The 22,959-nt window shown below is 58.6% G+C and carries 19 protein-coding genes; 11 read left to right on the top strand and 8 right to left on the bottom strand.

All coding sequences use genetic code 11. The annotated features are described in order from the left end of the window. Positions 1–5: 5 nt before the first annotated feature. Positions 6–2,105, bottom strand: coding sequence for a hypothetical protein (locus BMY44_RS08375; RefSeq protein ID WP_089992695.1), 2,100 nt, complete (start codon positions 2,103–2,105; stop codon positions 6–8). Positions 2,106–2,243: 138 nt separating this feature from the next. On the opposite strand from BMY44_RS08375, the gene BMY44_RS08370 reads away from it, so the two are divergent. After that, entirely contained in the window at positions 2,244–2,903 is a 660-nt protein-coding gene (locus tag BMY44_RS08370) for a thiamine diphosphokinase (RefSeq protein ID WP_165611807.1), read from the top strand. Here the strand turns inward: BMY44_RS08370 and BMY44_RS08365 are convergent. The 3 genes from BMY44_RS08365 to BMY44_RS08355 all read right to left on the bottom strand — a co-directional run bounded on the left by BMY44_RS08365 (position 2,848) and on the right by BMY44_RS08355 (position 5,881). After that, entirely contained in the window at positions 2,848–3,756 is a 909-nt protein-coding gene (locus BMY44_RS08365; RefSeq protein ID WP_089992691.1) for a DMT family transporter, read from the bottom strand. The two genes, BMY44_RS08370 and BMY44_RS08365, sit on opposite strands and share 56 nt — an antisense overlap. A 76-nt stretch (positions 3,757–3,832) precedes the next feature. Beyond that, entirely contained in the window at positions 3,833–5,206 is a 1,374-nt protein-coding gene (locus BMY44_RS08360; protein ID WP_089992688.1) for an L-serine ammonia-lyase, read from the bottom strand. Next, positions 5,207–5,881 (bottom strand): glutathione S-transferase family protein, encoded by a 675-nt coding sequence (locus BMY44_RS08355; protein WP_089992685.1) that lies wholly within the window; start codon positions 5,879–5,881, stop codon positions 5,207–5,209. It abuts the gene before it with no gap. A 145-nt stretch (positions 5,882–6,026) separates the two neighbouring features. On the opposite strand from BMY44_RS08355, the gene rpiA reads away from it, so the two are divergent. From rpiA to BMY44_RS08320, 7 genes are all read left to right on the top strand, one after another. Beyond that, the gene (gene rpiA, locus BMY44_RS08350) at positions 6,027–6,815 is read left to right on the top strand and encodes a ribose-5-phosphate isomerase RpiA (protein WP_089992683.1); all 789 of its coding nucleotides are present in this window, start codon (positions 6,027–6,029) and stop codon (positions 6,813–6,815) included. Between the two features lie 249 nt (positions 6,816–7,064). Then, the gene (locus BMY44_RS18465; protein ID WP_089992680.1) at positions 7,065–8,771 is read left to right on the top strand and encodes a calcium-binding protein; all 1,707 of its coding nucleotides are present in this window, start codon (positions 7,065–7,067) and stop codon (positions 8,769–8,771) included. A gap of 101 nt (positions 8,772–8,872) precedes the next feature. Beyond that, the gene (locus BMY44_RS08340; protein ID WP_089992678.1) at positions 8,873–10,339 is read left to right on the top strand and encodes an FAD-dependent oxidoreductase; all 1,467 of its coding nucleotides are present in this window, start codon (positions 8,873–8,875) and stop codon (positions 10,337–10,339) included. 74 nt (positions 10,340–10,413) lie between these two features. Further along, positions 10,414–11,607, top strand: coding sequence for an FtsH protease activity modulator HflK (gene hflK, locus BMY44_RS08335; RefSeq protein WP_089992675.1), 1,194 nt, complete (start codon positions 10,414–10,416; stop codon positions 11,605–11,607). Then, the gene (hflC, locus tag BMY44_RS08330) at positions 11,607–12,488 is read left to right on the top strand and encodes a protease modulator HflC (protein WP_089992671.1); all 882 of its coding nucleotides are present in this window, start codon (positions 11,607–11,609) and stop codon (positions 12,486–12,488) included. The genes hflK and hflC overlap by 1 nt, the downstream gene beginning before the upstream one ends. A gap of 2 nt (positions 12,489–12,490) precedes the next feature. Further along, on the top strand, positions 12,491–12,691 hold the full coding sequence (locus tag BMY44_RS08325) for a DUF2065 domain-containing protein (RefSeq protein WP_089994698.1): 201 nt from the start codon (positions 12,491–12,493) through the stop codon (positions 12,689–12,691). Positions 12,692–12,826: 135 nt separating this feature from the next. Next, complete coding sequence (locus tag BMY44_RS08320; RefSeq protein ID WP_089992668.1) at positions 12,827–14,308, top strand: Do family serine endopeptidase; 1,482 nt, start codon at positions 12,827–12,829, stop codon at positions 14,306–14,308. Positions 14,309–14,367: 59 nt separating this feature from the next. Here the strand turns inward: BMY44_RS08320 and BMY44_RS08315 are convergent, their stop codons facing one another. Continuing rightward, on the bottom strand, positions 14,368–14,895 hold the full coding sequence (locus tag BMY44_RS08315; RefSeq protein ID WP_165611806.1) for a peptidoglycan-binding domain-containing protein: 528 nt from the start codon (positions 14,893–14,895) through the stop codon (positions 14,368–14,370). A gap of 182 nt (positions 14,896–15,077) precedes the next feature. Here BMY44_RS08315 and BMY44_RS08310 point away from each other — a divergent pair, with 182 nt between their 5' ends. Continuing rightward, complete coding sequence (locus BMY44_RS08310; protein WP_089992663.1) at positions 15,078–15,401, top strand: 2Fe-2S iron-sulfur cluster-binding protein; 324 nt, start codon at positions 15,078–15,080, stop codon at positions 15,399–15,401. Next, positions 15,401–16,195, top strand: coding sequence for an FG-GAP repeat domain-containing protein (locus BMY44_RS08305; RefSeq protein WP_089992660.1), 795 nt, complete (start codon positions 15,401–15,403; stop codon positions 16,193–16,195). Before BMY44_RS08310 ends, BMY44_RS08305 begins: the two co-directional genes overlap by 1 nt. On the opposite strand, the gene BMY44_RS08300 is transcribed toward BMY44_RS08305, so the two are convergent. Continuing rightward, positions 16,189–16,974 carry an adenosylcobinamide-GDP ribazoletransferase gene (locus BMY44_RS08300; RefSeq protein WP_089994695.1) on the bottom strand — a complete coding sequence of 262 codons (786 nt, stop codon included), beginning with the start codon at positions 16,972–16,974 and terminating at the stop codon, positions 16,189–16,191. The genes BMY44_RS08305 and BMY44_RS08300 overlap by 7 nt on opposite strands. 74 nt (positions 16,975–17,048) lie before the next feature. Here BMY44_RS08300 and cobT point away from each other — a divergent pair, with 74 nt between their 5' ends. Then, positions 17,049–18,059 carry a nicotinate-nucleotide--dimethylbenzimidazole phosphoribosyltransferase gene (gene cobT, locus BMY44_RS08295; RefSeq protein WP_089992658.1) on the top strand — a complete coding sequence of 337 codons (1,011 nt, stop codon included), beginning with the start codon at positions 17,049–17,051 and terminating at the stop codon, positions 18,057–18,059. 16 nt (positions 18,060–18,075) lie between these two features. Here cobT and BMY44_RS08290 read toward each other — a convergent pair whose 3' ends face one another. Next, on the bottom strand, positions 18,076–19,950 hold the full coding sequence (locus tag BMY44_RS08290; protein ID WP_089992656.1) for a monovalent cation:proton antiporter-2 (CPA2) family protein: 1,875 nt from the start codon (positions 19,948–19,950) through the stop codon (positions 18,076–18,078). Between the two features lie 42 nt (positions 19,951–19,992). After that, complete coding sequence (locus BMY44_RS08285) at positions 19,993–22,905, bottom strand: hypothetical protein (RefSeq protein ID WP_089992652.1); 2,913 nt, start codon at positions 22,903–22,905, stop codon at positions 19,993–19,995. Positions 22,906–22,959 lie beyond the last annotated feature (54 nt).

Here is a 22,959-nt window from a genome sequence, read left to right as displayed (position 1 = left end):
GGTGATCAGCCGGCTTTCTTTTCCGGCTTGAAGCGTGTCTGGTCCGAAACCTGGAAGCGACCGTTGCGGACCTTGCTGATCCGACCCTGACGCAGCAAGGTGCCGAAAGAGCGCAGGCCATCTTCGCGGCTGAACTCTTCTGTCGCGGACGCCTGAACCTTCTTCATGATCTGCGGGCGCGAGAAGTCCTCGACACCTTCGACATAGGCCGTGTAGGCAGCAGCGGCTTCCAGCAGATCTGGCAGCTCCGTCGCGCCCATTTCTGCTGCGAAGTCGGCAAAGTTGCCGGCATCGACCATGCCTGCATCGCTGGCAACGCGGCGCGGCAGCACAGGGGCGGCGTCGCTGTCTGCGGTGTCCGCTTCGTCGACGCGCTGGGCGGGGACAAGCTTGAGCGGAGCAGGACGCGGACGTTCCGTGCGCAGTTGGGTGCGTGGCAGTTCATCGCCACTGCGGGGACGTACGGCTTGGTTCAGATCATCGCGGAACGCGTTTTCCTTGGAAGCCTGGTCCTCACCCTTGTCACCCAGCTGACGGGCAGCTTCGGTCGCGGCGACGGCTGCTTTCAGCTGCGCAATTGCGCTGCGGCGGCGGCTGCCTTCGGGTTCGGACAGCTGTTCGTCCGCCTGATCCATGATGCGCGACATTGCGGCGTCATCAGCTTCCGGCAGGATGTCACGGCCAGTTGGCGTTGCGGGGGCTTCGGGCGCGGCTTCAGCGGCGGGCGCTTCGCTCGTTTCCTCAATCTCCCGCTCGACCTCTGCCAGATCGGCAAGCAGTTCTGCTTCGTCCTCGTCAGACAGCGTGGCTTCTGATGGTTCGTCAATGTCTGCCAGTTCGGCGACGTCTGCATCGTCGATATCATCATAGGCACCGTCAGCCTCTGCAACCACATCGTCACCCGACTGGGCCGCGATGCTTTCGCGTACGGCGTCTGCAGTGTCTTCAGACAAGTCGTCTGCTTCGTCTGCTTGGGCTGAAAGCGCAGGTATCTTGGCGACGCGCAGGATGCGGGCACGGAAGTTCTGCTTTGGGGCTTCGACAGCGGGTTCCGCGTCCTCGGCGACTTCAGCTTCTGCTTCGTCCGCTTCGGCAGCGTCGTCTTGGTCGAATGATTCCGCCGCGCTGTCATCGTCGATGTCGGCATCAGCAGCGACGTCAGCGTCACTGTCGTCTTCCATCGCGTCAGCCTCGGCGTCATCGTCTTCGCCCGTCGAATCGTCAGCCAGTTCGGCCTCGTCTTCTTCGGCTTCAGCGATATCGTCGTCTGCACTCTCATCGTCTTGCGCTTCAGTGTCGATGTTATCCAAGTCGGCGGCAAAATCGTTTTCGTCCTCTTCGTCGAAGGAGTCTTCGGCGGCAAAGGCGGCGAAATCGTCGCTGGCTGGTGGCATGTCTGCGATCTCTTCCTCGGCGTCATCGGCAAAGGATTCGGTCTGCTCATCTTCGAGCATGTCGTCGTCGGCGGCAGCAGGACCAACCACTGCGCGGATGCGCTGCAATTTGGCCGCAACGCTGTCGGCGTCCGGATGCGCTGGCACTTCTGAAATCTGGCCGGCATCCATTTCGGCAAAGCTGGCCGCCGGAGCAGTGACGTCCATTTCTTCGGCCATGTCATCGTCAAGCGCGTCGTCAGCGTCAGCCGCCGCCGGGCTGGAGGCCACGAGCGTTGGGGCAGTTACTTCCCCGGCCTCCGGCCTAGCGACGTCACCATCCGCGTCTGCCGTCGCAGCGTGGGTGGATTCGACATGATCTGCGACAGCGGCTGTCGCGACTGCTGCGACTTTCACCTCTGTCGGTGGTGTCGCAACCGGCGGCATGGCCGGTGCCGCGGCAGGTGCCTGTGCGGCATCCACGGCGCGCAGCACGATTCCGCTTTCGTCCGCGCGGGCTTCGACCCGGCGGGCAATCTCTTTTTCCGCAATGCGTGTCAGCATCTCTGCGTCAGGTGCGGGGGGTTCTGCCCCGAAGTACCGGTCGCCCTGTGCCAAATCGCGGAAATACTCCGCAATCGCCTTCATCGTGCCAAAGGAATCTTCGAAACCTTCCAGCGTGCACGAAAAGGTGCCATAGGACACGGTAAGAATCTTGCTCGACTCAACCATTATTTTGCTCGCTTTCTCCAAACCCAGTGACACCTTATTCACCATCAATTGGTTCTAAATCCGGAACAAGAAGGGGAAATATGCGGTATTATTTCGTGTCGAGAATAAGGAATGTCCACGAATTCGGGACAATCCAGCATGCATAGCCCAATTGTTTCCAGTTCTTCTCCAATCACGGTGCTTGGTGGTGCAGAACTTGGCACGACCGAGCTTAACATTTCTCTAAACCACGCGCCAAGTGTTGTGGCTGCAGACGGGGGGGCTGATCACGCTCTTGCTCATGGCTGCGACGTCGCAGCGGTGATTGGCGATTTGGATAGCATTTCGAAAGAAGCACGCAGCGCATTCGCGGATGTGATCCATCTGGTCACCGAAAGCGATACCACGGATTTTGAAAAGACACTCAGCCGCATCAGCGCACCGCTGATCCTAGGGTGCGGTTTTCTGGGCGGACGTCTGGATCATCAGATGGCAGTCGTGAACGTGCTTGCACGATACGCCCATCAACCGGTCATTTTGCTCAGCACGACCGACGTTGTGTTTCTGTCACCTGCAAGGATGCGCTTGGCCGTGCCCGTTGGAACCCGCATTGGCCTGCTGCCGCTTGCGACGGTAAAAGCCCAAACGACCGGTCTGCGCTGGAATCTCGACGGCGTGGACCTGCATCCAACGCGTTGGGTCAGTTCGTCGAACGAGGCTGCGGATGATACGGTAAGCGTTGTGGCGGACGGCCCCTTGTTGATTACTCTGCCGCTGGCGCAGCTTGACGCCGCGATAGCCGCTGTTCGCGCAGAATAATGTAAAGACCAGCCCCGACGGTGATGCAGATTCCAAGAGCAGCAAGCCCGTTGGGCAGATCCTTGAACACCATCCAGCCAATCAGCGTCCCGATGGGGATTTCGAGGTACTGCATCGGGGCAAGGGTTGCGGAAGGTGCAAAGCGCAGGCTCCATGTCATCATCAGATGCGCAAAAGTGCCAAGCAACCCAAGCGCGATCAGCAGAAAAACCGTCCAGCGATCCGGCATGGCGACCGCGAACTCGGGGTGCTGCGGCAGAAGGAGGAAAAAGGGCAACAGCATCGCCGTCGCTTGAAGCCCGCTGATCGTCTGTAACTTGATCGGATCCAGTTTCTTGGCAACTTGTCGTGTGACCAGCATGAACAGGGCAAAAACCACAGCTACGCCAAGCGGATAAAGCGCGGGCGCGCCGACCGCTGCAAAGTTCGGCTGGATGACAAGAAGCGTGCCGCCAAAACCGACCGCGCAGGCCGCCAGGCGATGAAAGCCGACCTCTTCGTGCAGCACGAAATGGCCCAGCAGCAGCATGATGAACGGCATGACAAATGCGATGGCCAGTGCATCGGCAAGCGGCAGATACCTTAGCCCCATGAACATCATCGCAATACCGCAAATATGCAGTGCCGTGCGCGTCAGAACGAGCCAGAGCGTGCCCGGCGGCAACCGCAAGCCGTCGCCACGCCAGAGTACGATGGGCAGCAAGATCATCGCCTGAATCGAAAAGCGCACGAAGACGAGCACGCCAAGCCCGATCACGGCGCCCAACAGCTTTCCGATGCTGTCACCAAGCGGTGCCAGCACACAAAAGCCAAGCATCAGGAGTATGCCGAGAAAAGGGCGATCTGTCTGCATTGCGAAACGTTAGGCGGCAGATCACAGAGTTGCAATTCGGCCAGCGAAGCCAGGAGCAGTTCTTTTCTGTCAGTCCCTAGCAGTTCGGAACGTTCACAGCCAAACCGCCCAACGCGGTTTCCTTGTATTTCTCGCTCATATCGACACCGGTTTGACGCATTGTCTCGATGGCGACGTCGAGATGCACCAAGTGTTTGCCGTCACCGCGCATCGCGAGCGAGGCAGCCGATACCGCCTTGATCGCGCCCAGCCCGTTACGTTCAATGCAAGGTACCTGCACCAGCCCTTTGACAGGGTCACAGGTCATGCCAAGGTGATGTTCAAGCGCGATTTCAGCGGCATTCTCGATCTGTTCAGGCGTGCCGCCAAGCACTGCCGCAAGGCCCGCTGCAGCCATGGCTGCAGCACTGCCGACCTCTGCCTGACAGCCGCATTCCGCACCAGAAATCGACGCGTTGAACTTGATCAATCCGCCAATTGCCGCGGCAGTCAGAAGGAATTCGGGCACTCGGGAAACGCTCGCGCCGGGCACATGGTCCAGCCAGTATCGGATCGTTGATGGCACAACGCCCGCGGCTCCGTTGGTGGGGGCGGTGACGACCTGACCACCCGCCGCGTTCTCTTCGTTGACGGCCATGGCATAGGTGCTCATCCAGTCGTTGATGGTGTGCGGGGCGGTCAGGTTCATGCCCCGTTCAGCCATCAATGCATCATAAATGCCTTTGGCGCGGCGACGCACGGACAGGCCGCCGGGCAGGATCCCGTCGGTGGTCAGCCCCCGGTCGATGCAATCGTTCATGACCTCCCAGATCCGCTTGAGCCCGCGGTCGATTGCTTCGTGCGGCTGGCGTGACAGTTCGTTTGCGCGCTTCATATCGGCGATTGATTTACCCGAAGACGCGGCCATTTCCAGCATTTCAGCTGCGGATTTGAACGGATAAGGGACAGGCGGGCCGTCGTCGGTGTCCTTGCCAGCGGCCAGTTCCCTTTCGGTCAGAACGAAACCGCCGCCAATAGAATAATAGGTTTCCTGAATGATGACGTCGCCCTGCGCATCATGGCCGCGCAGGATCAGTCCGTTTGCATGGCCGGGAAGGGGTGGGCCATAGTCGAAAACGACATCGTCCTTGGGGTGGAACTTCAGCGTGCCAAGGCCGTCCGGGCGTACAGTCTGTTCGTCCTTGATGCGCGCAAGTTCGGCGTCGGCTTTGGTCGCATCGTAGTCATGGGCGACGAGACCTGCGAGGCCGAGGACGACCGCGCGATCTGTGGCATGGCCGACGCCGGTGAAGGCCAGCGATCCGTGTAGGCTGGCCGACACACCAGCGACGCTGAAAGGCTGGGCGCGTAGATGATCCAGAAAGCGCGATGCCGCGACCATTGGACCGATCGTATGGGACGATGACGGGCCGATGCCGACCTTGAACATATCGAAGACGGACAGAAACATCTAAGTTGCACTTCCTTCGGGTGGATTTGGCGCAATCGGTGCGCTGAAAGGTGTCGGGCCAAGTCCTTCGGCTCTTGCCGCCTTCCGGGCAGCGGGATGATCCTCGAATTCATGTGCGAATGCAGCGAGGGCCGGATAGTCGGACAGCCGAAACCAGCGCGTGTCCCCGCCATAAAGCGCCGACCAACGCAGCATCGGGGCAAGGTAGCATTGCAGAACCGGCGTCTTTCCGACGTCGGGCCAAACACCGTCAACCAGCGTCAAAAACTGCTGCAACCGGTCTCGTGTCATATTCGCAATCGCTATGGGGTCGCGTGCATACTGTTCCGGATAGAATAGCATCCGCAGGGTCGGATGCAGCGTGTTTGAAAGCCAGAACAACCACGTCAGTGCAACGCCCCGGTCCTGCGCATCCGATTTTGGAAATAACGTGCCTGGGGTCTGGTCTGCGACCCAAAGCAGGATGGCCCCGGTTTCAAAGATCACGCCCTTGGATGTTTCTAGGGTCGGGATCAATCCGTTCGGGTTCAGCGCGGTATATGACGCGCTTTTCTGTGCGCGGGCGGCGCGGTCAACAAGCACCGTCGTATATGGAACGGATACCATTTCCAGCGCCAAACGTACGCAAAGCGACGCATTGTCAGGGGCATAGTGAAGGCGCAATGTAGATGTCATGCGCGCAACATAAGGGGCAGCGTTTTTAAATCCGGAGTGGAAACCGACCCATCGGGGATGAATTCCGCAAAGTCACAAAAAATCGACCCTCGCACGACGTCCTGAACTTGCCTATAAGGCGGCAAAGACCTTGCGGAGCTGCCACATGCCTAGTGATCTTTCACCCATCGACAAAGCCAAATTTGTCGCCGCGAAACAGGCCACGACCTACGTCCAATCGGGCATGAAGGTTGGCCTTGGGACAGGATCGACAGCCGCATGGCTCGTGCGCTGTCTTGGCGAAATGGTGCGCGACGAAGGGCTGCGGATCAAGGGCGTGCCAACGTCGACACGCACGGCTGAACTTGCCCGCGGCGCGGGGATCGAGGTCATCTCGCTTGATGAAGCCAAGTGGCTGGATCTGACGATTGACGGGGCTGACGAATACGACGGTGATCTAAACCTGATCAAAGGTGGCGGCGGTGCACTGCTGCAGGAAAAAATTGTCGCAACGGCCAGCGACCAGATGGTTGTGATCGCGGATGTATCCAAGCAGGTCGAAACGCTTGGTGCCTTTCCGCTGCCTGTCGAGGTCATTCCATTTGGCTGGCAGACCACGAAGACGCTGATCGAGGAATCCCTGATCGGGATGGATGTGCTGGGCAACACTACCAGCCTGAGAATGAACGGAGAGACCCCGTTCGTTACGGACGAGGGCAATCATATTCTTGATCTTCACCTTCACCGGATCGGAAATGCGCGGCAACTGAGCCTCGTGATAAACCAGATCCCCGGTGTCGTCGAAAATGGTCTGTTTATCGACATCTGCGACTCTGTCGTGATCGGCTATGGCGATGGCCGGGTCGAGGTGCGTGACATCACCAATGGAACGACGGACGAAAAGACCTTCGACTTTCTGGACGAAGACAACCTCTTTTCCGATATCGCTGATTGATCCAACGGGGCCGTAACAAAGGGATGCGGCAAGGACTTGCCCATAGGTAAGCGGATTTCAGAACAATCCGCGGCATCCCCCGTCATTGTTCAGTTATGACCACACGCTAGCGTTGCAAGTTGGCGGCTTTCTGCTTGTTTCACAAACGCTTATCCGCCGATAGCGATTGCCGTGAGCTAGCCAAATTCTGACCAGAATTGCTAGTTAACCCTGACAAGAACACAGAAATTCCTGCCAGGAGAATGCCCAATGCCAACCCGTTCAGAAATGCTGTCCAACCTTGAATCGATTGCCGACTATCTGGCGCAAGACACAGGACTAACGGATTCTGTCACCAATGCAGACCTGCAAGGCGGGCAGGACGCGGCAATTCTGATGAATGGCGTGATCGTGGATGCGATCGAGGCCACGGGCGTGAACGACGACGGTCTTTTGTCGCCGGGTGATCTGCGCAAGATAAGCGACTACGTGCGTGCCAATTCAGACCTGTACGATCTTTTCGTAGACGGGCACGGCGACGACGAAGGCAATGAGGAAACCGGATTTCACCTTGTGCAGGGTGATGGCGGGTCGCTGCGCTTTCAGGGCCGCCAGTTCATCAATACGACAGCTGATGCGATCTATCACTTCGGCTTTGCCATCGCGAATGGCCGGTTTCGCAACGAGGATGGTGATGAAAACGAACGTGTCGCCGATGTCGCGGGATGGCTGAATTACTTTTTGAATGGAAAGAACGTTGTCTGGGGAGGGTCCGGTGATGACACCTTGAAATCCGGCGACTACTCCGAAGTGTTTGCTGATGCCCGCAACGAAGTATTCAAGGGCGGTGACGGCAATGACAAGATCTGGGCAGGTGACGGCCGTGACACCGTGCGCGGCGACGAAGGCCATGACCAGTCTGGGGGCGGGGATGGCAACGACCTGATGTATGGCGGGTCTGGCAACGACAAATTCAATGGCGAAGACGATAACGACAAGGTCTATGGCGGCACCGGCCTTGATACGGTTTCCGGCGGTGATGGCGATGACCGCGTTTATGGCGGTGGCAATTCGGATGAAGTCTATGGTGGTTGGGGCGATGATCGCCTTTATGGCGGAACAGCGCATGACAAGGTCGCCGGGGGTCAGGGTGACGACTATTTAGACGGCGGCAGCGGGAACGACAGCCTTTGGGGCGAAGAAGGCCGTGACCGGATTGCCGGTGGCGACGGGGATGACCGGATCGGCGGCGGAGAGGGGAGTGACATCCTTGCTGGCAAGGACGGCGACGACGTGATCGGCGGCGACACGGGTCGCGACCGGATCTATGGCGGCGACGGACATGACGAACTTTACGGTGGTGACTCAGAAGACATGATCCGTGGCGGCGAAGGCAATGATCGCGCCGGCGGTGGCGATGGCTTCGATGACATCGAAGGCGGTCGCGGCAATGACTCGCTCCACGGGGATGACGGCGACGACCGGATCGTCGGCGAAATAGGTCGCGACGAACTTTTCGGTGGCAACGGTCACGACAGGATGGCGGGCAACACGAACCATGACGAACTTCACGGGGGCGACGGTAATGACCGCATGTATGGCGGGACGGGCGATGATACGCTGACGGGTGGCAGCGGTCGGGACGTCTTTTACGGCGGTGAGGGTGCCGACACGCTACAAGGTTGGGAAAGCGGTGAACATCGCGATACCTTCGTGTTCCGTCCTGGCGATACTGGCGTATCGCGTGATGAACGTGATGTCATCAAAGGCTTTCAAAGCGGAACCGACAAAATCGACCTCAGCGCGTTCGATAACCTCGGGTTCATCGGGAACGCCGACTTCTACGGCAACGGAATCGCGCAGGTGCGTTTTGACGACGGTTTCCTGAAGATCGACAACAATGGTAACGGCCGAACGGACCACATTATCGAAGTAACCCATATGGGCACGTTGCAAACCGACGATTTCATTCTCTAGCAGTCGCAGTGCGTTCAAAGATTTCGTGACATGCCGTTGTTGTTCTGTGGCGTGGTGACTAAGTTGCCCCGACAGAACACCGACAGGACTGGAATCGCGACATGGCTTTTGACTACGACCTTTTTGTCATCGGTGGCGGTTCCGGCGGAGTAAGAGCGGCGCGAGTCGCATCCTCGGGTGGGGCAAAGGTCGCACTTGCCGAAGAATACCGCATGGGCGGCACCTGCGTGATCCGGGGCTGCGTGCCCAAGAAGCTGATGGTTTTTGCCAGCGGCTATCCCGCAGCGGTCGAAGATGCGCAGGCATTTGGTTGGGATGCCAGCATCGGTAATTTTGACTGGCCCGCATTCCGATCGAAACTGCATGATGAACTTGACCGGCTCGAAGGGGTCTATCGCAAACTTCTGAACAGTTCCGATGTCGAGATTTTCGATGCCCGCGCGACGCTGAAAGATGCGCATACCGTGCAGGTCGGCGACAAGACGGTCACTGCCAAGCACGTATTGGTTGCAACCGGTGGTCATCCGGTGCGACCCGATCTGCCAAACGCTGATTTGGGGATCGTGTCCAACGACATCTTCCTGATGGAGGAAAAGCCAAAATCAATTCTGATCATCGGCGGCGGTTACATCGCGTGTGAATTTGCGTGCATTCTCAACGGGCTTGGCGTGGAAGTGACGCAATACTATCGCGGGGCCCAGATCCTGCGCGGCTTTGACGACGAAGCGCGCGGACTTCTGGCAGAGTCGATGAACGCGCATGGCATCGATGTGCACCTTGGAACAGATATCGTCGAAATGGCCCCCGCAGATGAGCGCAACGACGACCCGACTCCGACAGGATCGGATGCGACGATGGGCGCAAGTGCGCAACATGCCAAAGACATCTCTGAAAACCCGAAAAGTGACACCCGCGAAAAGGCCAAAGGCCCGATCTGGGTCAAGGCCACCAACGGAACAGAGCGAGTCTTCGACCACGTGCTGTTCGCCACAGGTCGGGCACCAAACACCGGCAACATGGGACTGGAGGAAGCAGGCGTCGAACTGGGGCGGGGTGGCGAGGTTGTCGTCGATGAATACAGCCAGAGCAAGGTGCCATCGATCTATGCCATCGGAGACGTCACAAACCGTGTGCAGCTTACTCCGGTCGCGATCCGCGAAGCGATGGCATTCGTGGAAACCGTGTTCAAGGGCAACCCGACACCGATTGATCACGACCTGATCCCGTCTGCCGTGTTCACGCAGCCCGAACTTGGCACAATCGGAAAAACAGAGGAGCAAGCCCGCGACGAAGGCCCGATAGAGGTCTATTGTACCAGCTTCAAGCCGATGCAGCAGGCGTTTGCCGGTCGCAGTGATCGCGTACTGATGAAACTCATCGTTTGCCAGGACACCCGCAAGGTGCTTGGCTGTCATATCGTCGCAGAGCACGCGGGAGAAATGATTCAGCTCGCTGGCATCGCAGTCAAGATGGGTGCAACTAAAGAAGACTTTGACGCAGTGGTTGCAGTTCACCCCACAATGGCAGAAGAACTTGTGACGATGAAAGAACCCATGCGAACCGCTTGAAAAAGCGGCTTCAGGGCACATTTTGAATCATGACGGCCCCGTCCGGGGCAATTCAGTAAGGAATTGACTGACAGATGGCAGGTAATAACGGTGGCCCCTGGGGGGGCGGCGGAAACAACGGCGGAAATCGTGGCGATGATGATGATCGGCGGCGCCCGCCGGGTCGTCCCGGCGGCGGTAACGACGGACCTCAGATCCCCGAGATCGACGATCTTGTAAACAAGGGTCGCGAACAGTTGCGCGTCCTGATGGGCGGCGGCAAAGGCGGCGGCGCTGGTGCAGGAAGCGAACCGCCATTCCCGACGAAGATGGTCGTCTTCGGTGGTCTTATATTGCTCTTGTTATTCTGGGCGTGGAACTCGTTCTACCGCGTGAACCCGGAAGAACGCTCGGTAGAGCTGTTCTTCGGTGAGTTTTCCGAAGTTGGGGAACCTGGCCTTAACTTTGCGCCTTGGCCCGTCGTGACCTACGAAAAAGTTCCGGTCACGCAGGAACAACGGATCGACATCGGTACGTCCACCACCGGGCAGGACGCCGGTCTGATGCTGACGGGCGATGAAAACATCGTGGATATCGACTTTCAGGTCGTGTGGAACATTATCGATCCCGCGCGGTACCGGTTCACGCTGGCCGATCCGGAACGCACGATCCGTGCCGTGTCTGAATCTGCCATGCGCGAAATTATCGCCCAATCAGAGCTGACGCCAATTCTGAACACCAACCGTGGTGCGATCGCTGAACGGCTGCAATCGCTCATCCAATCGACACTTGATGAATACGATAGCGGCGTGAACATCGTCCGCGTGAACTTCAACAAGGCGGAAGCGCCTGACATTCAGGTAGAAGTCACTGCCATGAATGACAGTGGCGATATGGTCACCATGCGCCGCTCTCCCTTTGATGCGTTCCGTGAAGTACAGAACGCCCAACAGGAACGCGTCCGTTTACAAAACGTCGCTGACGCATATGCCAACCGGGTCGTTGCCGAAGCCCGCGGTGAAGCTGCGGCCATTCTTGAAGAAGCCGAAGGATATCGCGCTGAGGTGGTCAACAATGCATTGGGTGAAGCCTCGCGTTTCTCGGCCGTACTTGAACAGTATGAACTGGCCCCTGAGGTAACGCGCAAGCGGATTTACCTTGAGACGATGGAACGTGTCCTGGGCGGCGTCGATCTGATCCTGCTTGATGAAACAGGCGGCGAGGGAAGCCAGAGCGTCGTGCCATACCTCCCGCTTAACGAACTACGCCGCTCCGGAGGGTCGAACTGATGAACCGCTCACTTCTACTTCTGCCACTTCTGGCAATTCTGATCTTCGTGGGCTTGTCATCCCTGTTCATCGTGGACGAACGTGAAAAGGCGCTGGTATTGCGCTTTGGTCGTGTCGTTCAGGTGCAGGAAGAGCCGGGCCTTGCCTTCAAGGCACCGTTTATCGACGAAGTCGTGCGGTATTCCGACCTGATCTTGTCCCGTGACCCCGATCCGATCCGGGTTACGCCGGAAGACCAGCGCATCCTGATCGTTGATGCTTTCGCGCGTTATCGCATCGAAAATGTCACCAAGTTCCGTCAGGCCGTCGGTGCCGGCGGTCAGCAGAACGCTGAACGCTCGCTTGATCTGGTTCTGGACGACAGTATCCGTGAGGTGCTGGGTTCGGTGACGTCAAACGACATCCTGTCGGTCGATCGTGTGACGCTGATGAACCGTATTCGTGATCGTGCGGATGCGCGGGCCGAAAACCTTGGTCTGACCATCATCGACGTCCGTCTGAAGCGCACCGACCTGCCGCAGGAAAACCAAACGGCAACATTTGCCCGTATGATCGCTGAACGGGACGAGGAAGCCGCAGATTTGCGCGCGCGTGGTCGTGAGGCCCAGCAGGCCATTCAGGCTGCCGCTGACAGGACCGTGGTCGAACTTGAATCTGATGCGAATCGTCAGTCGCTGATCATTCGTGGTGAGGCAGATGCGGAACGAAACCGGATTTTTGCAGATTCCTTCGGTGCGGACCCGGAATTCTTTGAATTCTACCGGTCGATGGAAGCTTACGGCAAATCATTGACCCCCGGAAACTCCACGATGGTCCTTTCACCAGATAGTGAATTCTTCAATTATCTGAAATCTGATCAGGGACTCGCTGCATCTGAATGATCATAGGTTACATCATTCTGGCCCTCGGGTTGGTCTTGATCGTCGAGGGGCTGGTGTACGCACTGGCCCCTTCGCTTGTCGAAGATCTGCTTGCAGCACTTCGCAACCTGAGCCTTGAACAACGTCGGATCGTCGGAGTCGTCGCCTTGGCCAGCGGTGTGGCGCTGGTTTGGATTGCGGCGACAGTCCTCCCGGGCATATAAATCAGGTTAAATACCCCTGCGTCATGTCACGAAGAATGCACATATCATTCACGCGGGCTTGAACGAGGTTTGAGTTGCGTCTTTGTCGTCCTACATTCACTTTCAGGAAATCACTGAAATCCAAAGGAGCTTGCCGTGAAATCCCAGGCAATCGCACTTCAATCACGACCCGCTGACAGCACCGGGCCACTTGCAAGCCTGCTGGCTGCCCTCACGCTGGCACTTGCACTTCTGTTCGCCCAAGCCATGCCGGGTTACGCGCAACAGCGCCCCGAAACATTCGCCGATCTGGCCGAGCAGATTAGCCCGGCCGTGGTCAATATCACGACCTCGACTACTGTTGCAGGTCGCACCGGCCCGCAAGGCATTGTCCCCGAAGGATCTCCGTTCGAGGATTTCTTCAACGACCTTGATCGCGGTGACGGTGATCGCCAGCGCCGCTCATCCGCGCTTGGCTCCGGTTTCGTCATTTCCGCTGACGGCTATATCGTCACCAACAATCACGTGATCGAGGGTGCTGACGAAATCCTGATCGAATTCTTTCCGGGTGGCGAAGAAGCTGTGCCTGCCGAATTGGTCGGAACCGATCCCAACACCGATATCGCCGTGCTGAAGGTTGATCTGGAAGACCTGCCATATGTGGAGTTCGGAGACAGCAATTCCGAAGGTGCCCGCGTTGGTGACTGGGTCATGGCCATGGGCAACCCGCTGGGGCAGGGCTTTTCTGTATCCGCAGGCATCGTCTCGGCCCGCAACCGGTCGCTGCAAGGCACTTATGACGACTACATCCAGACGGATGCCGCGATCAACCGCGGTAACTCCGGCGGCCCGCTGTTCAATATGGATGGTGAAGTCATTGGCGTGAACACGGCAATCCTGTCTCCGAACGGTGGTTCCATCGGCATCGGCTTCGCGATGTCCTCTGCCGTTGTGACAAACGTTGTCGACCAGCTGATCGAGTTCGGTGAAACCCGCCGGGGCTGGCTTGGTGTTCGTATTCAGGATGTGACGCCTGATATGGTCGATGCCATTGAAGGACTGGAATCCGCACGTGGCGCATTGGTCACTGATGTCCCAGCAGGTCCAGCGCTTGATGCGGGCATGCTTGCCGGTGACGTGATCACGACCTTTGACGAGATTGAAATCGAAGACACCCGCGAACTGGTGCGCATCGTCGGCAATTCGCCGGTCGGTAAAGAAGTCCCCGTCATCGTTCTACGTGACGGTGAAACGGAAGCGCTGACCGTGGTTCTGGGTCGCCGTGAAACATCCGAAGCGGTTGCCTTTCCGGCATCCGATGAGTCAACGGAGTCCCCTGAAGAAGCGGAAATCCTTGGCCTGACGTTGTCACCGATAACGGAAGAGCTGACCGAGCAGTACGGGCTTTCCGCTGATGAAGGTCTGGTCATCACGTCAATTGATCCGGACTCCGAAGCGGCATCCAAAGGCCTTCTCGAAGGTGATCTGATCACCGAAGCCGGCCAGCAGAAGATTACCTCTGTCGAGGATTTCGAGGCCCGCATCGAGGAAGCACGGGACGCTGGTCGCAAGTCGCTCTTGTTGCTGGTGCGCCGTGGCGGAGACCCGCGCTTCGTGGCGCTTGTTCTCGAAGAATAAGCCCACCTCACAACACAAACAAAAGGCGCGACCTTCGGGACGCGCCTTTTCCCTTGGGACTAGAGGCTGTCGCGCTCCACGGCAAGCACGCCAAGCTGTCGCGCTGTGCTGACGGCAAGATAGGGGCTGTCGATGCCTTGTTCCCGCTGGAACCGCTGCACGGCAAGGCCCGTAGCAGTGTCATACTGTCCATTTACCGCGCCGCTGTAGGCGCGTCGCGTGATCATTGCTCTTTGCAGCGTTGCGACAAAGGCAGGGGTCAATGCAGGGGGGCAGACGGTTTCAAACCGTTCACCGTCACCCACGGTATTGGTCGCGGGTCGCGACACATTGCGGAAGACGGCAGGTGACACCACGACGCCGTTGCGATCTTTGACCGCCGGCGCAACTTCAAGCAATTCCTCGATCACGACTGTTTCGGTTGGTCCTGCGGTCTTTGCAAAGCACGCGCCAGAGGTCGAGGTTTCAATCGCACCAAGCGTGATAACCTCGTCTGCGCTGCTTTGTGTGGGCTGCTCGACGCCGGGCTGCGGGCCACAGGCCGTCAGGGCAATCACGCCCAGAACACTGATATATTTTGCGGTCATGGTCTGCTCGGCCACCATAGTTTTGTATGGTTCTAGCGCAATTCAGCGCGTTTCCAAAGCGCACTTGCATCACATCGGCAACATGTTGTCCCCACGGGCACCCAGCAGAGTTGATTTCATGCTGGCAGAGGCCACATCAACTGCTTAGAAACACCGGGACGAAAGCGGATAGGAAAGCTCTGATGGCCAAGATTACATACGTCGAACACGGCGGAACCGAACATGTTGTGGATGTGGCGAATGGCCTGACGGTCATGGAAGGCGCACGCGACAACGGGATTCCCGGGATCGAAGCCGACTGTGGCGGTGCCTGCGCCTGTTCGACGTGCCATGTCTACGTCGACCCAGCTTGGGTGGAAAAACTGCCCGCCAAAGATGCAATGGAAGAAGACATGCTCGATTTCGCTTACGAGCCTGATCCAGAGCGGTCGCGCCTGACATGCCAATTGAAAGTGACGGACGATCTTGACGGCCTGCGGGTGCAGATGCCTGAAAAGCAAATCTGATGCGGATCGCGCTGGCCATTTCGCTTACTGCGATGGCTGGCCCGATTTCTGCCTGCGCGATCTTCCCTGAACCTGATCCGCTTCTTGGCGCGACCTACAACGCCGACGGGACCGAGGCGCTGGTGTGGTATGCCGATCCAAGCGATGCATATCAGCACGGCGTTCTTGGCGATGCGATCGAGGGAACGCGCATCCGGCTGCGCTCCAGCCGCACATGGAACACCTGTGGAGTCTTCTTTGCATGGGCTGGCGAAGACCACGTGTACGAGGATACGGCTCCACGTCTTGCCGACATGGACGGTGACGGGGTTGCCGAAGTGATCGCAGTGCGCAGCAGTGTGTCAAAAGGTGCGCAGCTGATCGTATATGCTGAACCGAACGATCCGATGGAAAATGGCTTTCCAGACATGATGAGCGTAGTTGCGGCGACCCCTTATATTGGAACGGCGAACAGATGGCTGGCACCGATTGGTGCAGCCGATCTGGACGGCGACGGCACGATAGAGATCGCGTATGTGGATCGCCCGCATCTTGCAAAAACGCTCCGCATCGTCAGCATTCAAGGCGATCAGTTGCTTGAAGAGGCTGCTTTGCCAGGTGTCACGAACCACCGCATCGGAGAGCGCGACATCGCCGGTGGCGTGCGCGACTGCGGGCAAGGACCGGAAATGATCGTGGCCAGCGCAGACTGGTCCCAACTTCTCGCGGTTACTTATGACGGCAGCTTTCAAACGCGCCAGATTGGAACGGACACCAGCCGCTCTGCCTTTGTTGCCGCGATTGCTTGTCAGTAAGCAAACGCGCTTGCGACGACCAACGCGACAATTTCGCAAACCTGTTGTGTGGCCCCAAGGATATCGCCGGTCTGCCCGTTGATCTTGCGACGGGCAATCATGCCACATAGTGCAGCGGCAATAGTCACGCTGATGACCATAAGGATGGCTGCTGCGGGATGACCGACCAGCAACCCGAACAAAAGCGTGGCACTGATCGCAATCGCCAAGGCAAACCACATTGATTTGACCGGTACGTGTCCGACGCTTCTGCTTAGCCCGCGACCGCGCGCGTTGGGCAGATGATGCATCAGCGTCACCATTGCAGCGCGCGACAATCCTGCTGCACCAACAACCGCCAGCGCAAATAGTGGGGTCAGGGCAAGTTCGGCCAAAGCCGCAACCTTGATAAGGAATGCCAAGAGTAACGCGCAAACACCGTAGACGCCGATGCGACTGTCTTTCATGATTTCCAGACGCCGCTCGATTGTCCAACCACCCCAAAGGCCATCAACGGCATCGGCGAGCCCGTCTTCGTGCATGGCGCCGGTCACGACAACGTTGAAAGCCAACATGAAAATCAACGCGACCAGTGGCGGCAAGCCGATAACTTGGCAAAGCGTGAACAGAAGCAGGCCAAGACCACCAAGGATCAAGCCGACGACAGGATAGGCCCAGGCCGACACGGCACTGCGCGCCATGGCGACATCGGGATCCAAGGCGACGGGAACGCGGGTCAGAAGACCGAAGGCAGTCGCGATATCGTGGACCCAAACGGGCGTTGCGGGTTTTTGTCCCATGTGGTCGTTGTTGTCCTTTTCTTCCCAAACTTCATCGTTAGACAGGTGCAAGGACTTCTGCAACGAGGACATAGATGACGGCCGCTTTCGATACCCTTGATTCATTTCGCACCATCCTTGCCGCGCAGACGGTGGTAGACAGCGACGCAATCGCCGGTGCGAACCAGCGCAATGGCCAACTGACCAAACCGCCGGGGGCACTTGGACGCCTTGAGGATCTCGCGATATGGTATGCGGGCTGGCGCGGCAATCCGAAGCCGACCCTTGAACATCCGCAGGTCGTCATTTTTGCAGGCAACCACGGCGTTTGTGCGCAAGGCGTTTCCGCATTTCCTGCAGAAGTCACAGCACAGATGGTTGCCAATTTCGAACATGGCGGTGCCGCGATCAATCAGCTGTCCAAAACCTTTGGCGCGAAGATGACCGTCTACGCAATGGCGCTTGATACGCCCACCGCCGATTTCACGACCGCCCCCGCCATGACCGAGGCAGAGGTTGTCACGGCTCTGCAAACCGGCTGGAACGCGGTTGATCCTGAGTCAGATCTGCTTGTTGCCGGCGAAATGGGTATCGGCAACACGACAGCCGCTGCTGCGTTGGCCTGCGCCCTTCTTGGCGGCAACGCGGCGGATTGGACGGGGCGTGGCACTGGCGTTGATGACGCTGGCCTGGCCCGCAAGACAGAGGCGGTCGCCAAGGCGCTTATGCTGCATGACACGTCTGACCCACTCGAAGCTTTGCGCTGCGTCGGCGGTCGCGAGCTTGCCGGGATCGTCGGTGCGATTGCTGCGGCGCGAACGCATCGCATCCCCGTCATCTTGGATGGCTTCATCTGCACATCCGCTGCCGCTGTCCTGTTCAAGGCCTGCGATGGTGCGCTTGATCATACGGTCGCGGGGCATCTTTCCGCAGAAGGCGCGCACAGGCGTCTGTTGAAAGAGCTGGGCAAGGAACCACTGCTGAACTTCGGCCTGCGCCTTGGCGAGGGGTCCGGTGCAGCTTTGGCGATTGGAATTCTGCAAGCTGCGGTCGCGTGCCATTCCGGCATGGCAACCTTCGCCGAAGCAGGGGTCAGCGACGGATAAAGCGTCAGCGTTCGGCTTACTCTGCCGCCTTCTTGTTGCTATTCGCTTGGACGTTTGCCGCAAGGGCCGTTTCAAGTTCGTTGTTCAACTCTTTCGCGCGGGCGACATATTCCGGATTATCCGTGACCGGCACCCCCGGCTTCCAAAGGGCCGCAAGTTCCTTCAGCCCTTCACGGTCGTGGTGGTAAAAGGTCGTTTCCGCCTCTGCCGCTTCGTATTCCGTCAAACCCATGTTCTCAAGAACGTAACGTCCCGCACGCAGCGAGCTATCAAACATCTCGCGTACGATGTCGTCTGCGCCAGCACTGTAAAGTTCATAGACATGCACGCGGTCATGCGCACGTGCGACGATGTGCATATTCGGTCGCTGCTTTCGGGCATAGGCGACAAGCCGGTTCGCGGCCGCCCGATCATCAAGTGCAACGACAAGCACACGCGCATCCTGCAAGCCTGCTGCATTCAATAGATCAGGACGGGATGGATCGCCAAAGAAGCCACGGAAACCGAATTTGCGCATCATCTGCACGGTCGGCAGATCGTTGTCGATCACCACGGTCTTGAACCCGGCACTTTGCACCAACCGGTTCACGATCTGACCAAAGCGCCCGATTCCAGCGATGATGACGGGGCCGACCTCGTCAATCTCGTCCTCTTCCGCGTCCGGATCATCTGTCATGCGACGGCTTAGCCAGTCGTATGCGATGAACAGCAACGGCGTAATCAACATCGACAGGGCGATGACGAGAAGCAGTATATTTGACAGCCCCGCATTCAGCACGCCCTGTTGCGACGAAAAGGACACCAGCACGAAACCGAATTCACCGGCCTGCGCCAGACCAAGCGTGAACAGCCAGCGATCCTTGCCCTTGATCTTGAAGATCACGGCAAGCGCAAACAGGATGACGCCCTTGATCAGCATCATCCCGACGGTCAGCCCGAGGATACGCCCGGGTTCATTGAACAACAGGCCGAAATTGATGCCTGCTCCCACGGTGATAAAGAACAAGCCAAGCAGTAAACCCTTGAACGGCTCAAGGTCGCTTTCCAGCTCATGCCGGAATTCAGAGTTCGCAAGCACCACACCGGCAAGAAAGGTGCCAAGCGCCGGCGACAAGCCGACCAAAGACATCAGCACCGCAATCGACACAACCATCAAAAGGGCCAGTGCCGTATACATCTCCCGCAGGCGTGCATGGTGGATATAGCGAAAGACTGGGCGCGTCAGATAGACGCCGACCAGAATGATCGCCGCAACCGCGCCTACCGTCACAAGCGTCACACCCCAACCGGGCAGACCTTCAACGAGGCTCATGGTATGGTGGGCTTCGTCTTCGGCCGCGCGCTCTAGTGATCCATCAGCAGTAATGCGCATCGGTGATGTGACGACCAGCAATGGCAGCAAGGCCAGCATCGGGATAACAGCAATATCCTGCGACAACAGGACAGAGAATGTCGAACGTCCGCCGCTGGTCTGCATCAGGCCTTTCTCGGACAGGGTTTGCAGGACGATGGCAGTAGACGAAAGGGCGAAGATCATGCCGATGGCGATCCCGACTTCCCATTCATATCCCAAAGCCATGGCACCCGTGGTGATCAGGACCATCGTGATGGTGATCTGCAGGCCACCAAGCCCAAGCAGCTTGTGGCGCATATCCCAAAGTGCACGCGGTTCCAGTTCGAGCCCAATCAGGAAAAGCATGACGACGACGCCGAATTCGGCGAAATGCTGGATGTCCTTGGCCTCTGTCCCGACCAGACCGGTCAGCGGACCAATAACGATCCCGGCAAGCAGATATCCAAGAACCGAACCAAGTCCCAGACGGGCCGCCAGCGGCACCGCAATGACGGCGGCACCCAGATAGATTGCGGCTTGAAAAAGAAAGGTTTCCATAGTTCTTCTATGCCGCTCAGTTCAGACAACAGCAATGCAGAACTAGCCAGATGGCAGCTGCAGCGCGTAAGTACGTCCACGTTTGACGTAATTGAGTGCGCTGTCGCCAATCGCAGTCACGCGACCGCCGTCAAGGCTACTGCCGACCTCAACCTTAACGTAGCGCCCATTGCCAAGCCGGATCAGTGCGCGACGGTCGTTCGGGCGGCCGTAAACACCAATCAGGTTGATGTCGCGCAGGCGGATCGCATTGTCGACTGTTGCGGCACGTGCCACACCGCCGGGGACGGCACCTGTTGGCTGCGCCGGTGCAGATGAAACTTGTGTCGTGGGGGCAGTCGCAGCCGGAGCCGCTTGCTGTGGTGCAGGCTGCTGCTGTTGTTGTTGTGCAACTGCCGTGGCACGCGCAACAGTGCGGCTGAAATTACTAGGCCGTGATCCGGGGCGCGGTGACGTGGCAATCGCCTGCGCCGTTGCATTCACAATCGGGCTGGGCGGGGCAGATTGGGCAATCGCGGCAATCACGCTGTTGATATCGTTGCTCGGCGTTTCTTCGGCGGGCTCTTCAGCTTCTTCCGGCACGTCTTCAGGGGCCAAGCCATCAGGACGCACGGAAGGCCGGAAACCGGCAAGTGTCGGGTCAGAGATGATCGTTGCGACCACTTCCTCTTGCGCCGGTGCCAGATCACCGGGCCGAACGCTGGGCCGGAAGGTGGCCAGCGAAAGACCGGAGGCAGACAGGATGTCGGTCGGGTTTACGTTGACGACGGCATTTTCAACCGACGGCGGTGCGAGTGCTGCAAAGGCCGTCGGACGCACCGGCGGCACCAGTTGTGGGCGGCCCGTCACAAGGATCACGTCTTCTGCAGTGGCGTCGGACTGATCAGGTTCCTCAATCGCTTCCGCGACATCCGTTTCGTTGACTTGAGGCGCAGGTAACTCTTCGACCGCGGCTTCGTCCTCAGGCGCAAGGTCATCAGGGCGCAAGGGGGGCACGATAGGTGGACGGCCGGCAATCAGGATCAGGCCATTACGGGCAGCCGGGGCCGCGACGGCTGGCTCGGCCGCTGGCGCAGGTGCGGTCACTGGGGTGCCCGGCCGCAATGGCGGCACCGCCTCAGGACGTCCTGCAATCACAATTGCTCCGTCCGGTGTAACCGTGCCTTCTGGTGTGGCTAGAATGAAGCCACGCAAATCACGCGCAAACTCAACGCCAAGGGGCGGTGGATTGGAAGGTGTCGTCAGGGGCGCGTCCGAGAACACGACATGGGAGTCGGGCATCGCTGGCTGCACAATCCTGTCAGCCGCGACAATCGCCGTGGCCTCTGAAAGCCCATCAAGCGTGGTTTCTTCCGGTGTCAGCGGCAGACGGGGCGCGCGTTGGTAGACGCCCGTCGCCGCATAGATACGGTCTGCTTCTGCAGGGCTAAGGACACGTCCGGCTGGCTGGCGCAGCACCGGTGGCGCAGGGGCGACTTCCTGTTCCTGAACGGCGGCGGTTTCTTGCGTCGTCGGGGCCGGCGCGGTCACCTCTGGAGCCTGAATGACAGGTGTCGGTACGTCCGCAGTTTCGATCAACTGCGGTTCACGCTTGAACCAACCCGCAATGCCGTCCTCGGTCAGCGTGTTCGCCCACAACGCCACAAGCAGCATGAAGACCAGCAGGGCTGACATCAAGATCAGCACAAGATACTTCGGCTTGCCACCGATCTCGCTTTTCGGGCGGGCCCCGAAAACGGTCATGTTTTCGGATTCTTTCTTGGCGGCTGTCTTGCGACTTTCCTTGACGGGCGCTTCCGCTTCACGCGGCGGGGCTGTCAACGGGCGACGCTCGGCGCGGTCGATGGTGATGCGCGGCGTGACAACCGGCGTATCCGCACCGTCTGTGGCACGGATGGAACTGAATTCGGTCGCCTCACCCGGAGCATCCGGCACGACGGCGGCACCAATCGTGGGGGCAGGGGCAACGTCAGTGCCTTCGGACGCACGAATGGATGTGAATGGTGCGGTCTTGGGGGCAGCAGACATGACCGGCGGTTCGGACGGTTTTGCCGAAAGAACCGGCGGCTCTTTACGGCGCGTGAAGAGCGGTTCAATCTCTGGCTCTGGCTCTGGCTCTGGCTCTGGTTCTGGCTCTGGCTCTGGCTTTGACGTGAGAGCAGTTTCCTGCAGTGCCTCGTCTTCGTCTACTTCAGTGTCTTTAATTTGCGCTGCGTCGTCCTGTTCGCCGGCAATGTCATCGGGTTCTGAACTGCGATGGCGCGAACTGAAAACGACGTCCGCGTTCTCTGCCGGGGCGTCATCGGGTTCAAGCATCAAAGGCGTGACAGGCGTACTTTCGGACGTGTCATCGCTCTCAACGGCCGACACTTCGCTGGTGGGTTCATCATTACCGACAATTCCGGGGGCGGGCATGGCAACCGAGCCGATGACAACGACCGGATTGTCATCGCGCGCGACTGGAGTGCTATTGCCAAGAATGCCCTTGGACGCCTTCGTCGGTCCGAAAAAGACCTCTGTGCTAAACGTGAACGGGGGCGCGACCGCAGCGAAACAAACCGGCGCAAACGCATGTTCGGTGGCAAAGGCCTCGGCTTCGTCCAGGGTCTCGCGGGCGACAGCGGCGATATGGGTGCGCCCGCCGGTGCGGTCAAAATCAATCGCAAGATCGTGGATGCTATAGGGGGTCTGCCCGTCCAGCGCGTGGTGGACATCGTCCAGATCGGTCTGCGTGCTGTCGATCGCGGTATACTTGATTTGTTCGTTCGGGATCAGCAGTTTTGTGCGCAATCCAGCGGGGTCAAGCTCTAGCGCAGTCTTGCGCAGTACCTTCAAAGCACCTGATAAATCGGTGTTATCCAGCGCAACTTCGCCGACCAAATGCCACCCGCCCGTCACCCGATGCAACAGACGGATGCCTTCAAACGAAAGCGATAGGGCAAAATTAGGCGTCATATGATGGCCTTAGCATCGAAACCTGTGGCGAAAAACTGCTAATTTCCGCTCGTC

The organism is Cognatiyoonia koreensis (genome assembly GCF_900109295.1).
Classification (GTDB): domain Bacteria; phylum Pseudomonadota; class Alphaproteobacteria; order Rhodobacterales; family Rhodobacteraceae; genus Cognatiyoonia; species Cognatiyoonia koreensis.
This window is presented reverse-complemented; position numbering and strand designations above follow the sequence as displayed.

Excerpts from the sequence above, each read along its gene's own strand:
- BMY44_RS08375 (WP_089992695.1), bottom strand. The coding sequence starts at position 2,105 with ATGGTTGAGTCGAGCAAGATTCTTACCGTGTCCTATGGCACCTTTTCG.
- BMY44_RS08370 (WP_165611807.1), top strand. The coding sequence starts at position 2,244 with ATGCATAGCCCAATTGTTTCCAGTTCTTCTCCAATCACGGTGCTTGGT.
- BMY44_RS08365 (WP_089992691.1), bottom strand. The coding sequence starts at position 3,756 with ATGCAGACAGATCGCCCTTTTCTCGGCATACTCCTGATGCTTGGCTTT.
- BMY44_RS08360 (WP_089992688.1), bottom strand. The coding sequence starts at position 5,206 with ATGTTTCTGTCCGTCTTCGATATGTTCAAGGTCGGCATCGGCCCGTCA.
- BMY44_RS08355 (WP_089992685.1), bottom strand. The coding sequence starts at position 5,881 with ATGACATCTACATTGCGCCTTCACTATGCCCCTGACAATGCGTCGCTT.
- rpiA (WP_089992683.1), top strand. The coding sequence starts at position 6,027 with ATGCCTAGTGATCTTTCACCCATCGACAAAGCCAAATTTGTCGCCGCG.
- BMY44_RS18465 (WP_089992680.1), top strand. The coding sequence starts at position 7,065 with ATGCCAACCCGTTCAGAAATGCTGTCCAACCTTGAATCGATTGCCGAC.
- BMY44_RS08340 (WP_089992678.1), top strand. The coding sequence starts at position 8,873 with ATGGCTTTTGACTACGACCTTTTTGTCATCGGTGGCGGTTCCGGCGGA.
- hflK (WP_089992675.1), top strand. The coding sequence starts at position 10,414 with ATGGCAGGTAATAACGGTGGCCCCTGGGGGGGCGGCGGAAACAACGGC.
- hflC (WP_089992671.1), top strand. The coding sequence starts at position 11,607 with ATGAACCGCTCACTTCTACTTCTGCCACTTCTGGCAATTCTGATCTTC.
- BMY44_RS08315 (WP_165611806.1), bottom strand. The coding sequence starts at position 14,895 with ATGACCGCAAAATATATCAGTGTTCTGGGCGTGATTGCCCTGACGGCC.
- BMY44_RS08310 (WP_089992663.1), top strand. The coding sequence starts at position 15,078 with ATGGCCAAGATTACATACGTCGAACACGGCGGAACCGAACATGTTGTG.
- BMY44_RS08305 (WP_089992660.1), top strand. The coding sequence starts at position 15,401 with ATGCGGATCGCGCTGGCCATTTCGCTTACTGCGATGGCTGGCCCGATT.
- BMY44_RS08300 (WP_089994695.1), bottom strand. The coding sequence starts at position 16,974 with ATGGGACAAAAACCCGCAACGCCCGTTTGGGTCCACGATATCGCGACT.
- cobT (WP_089992658.1), top strand. The coding sequence starts at position 17,049 with ATGACGGCCGCTTTCGATACCCTTGATTCATTTCGCACCATCCTTGCC.
- BMY44_RS08290 (WP_089992656.1), bottom strand. The coding sequence starts at position 19,950 with ATGGAAACCTTTCTTTTTCAAGCCGCAATCTATCTGGGTGCCGCCGTC.
- BMY44_RS08285 (WP_089992652.1), bottom strand. The coding sequence starts at position 22,905 with ATGACGCCTAATTTTGCCCTATCGCTTTCGTTTGAAGGCATCCGTCTG.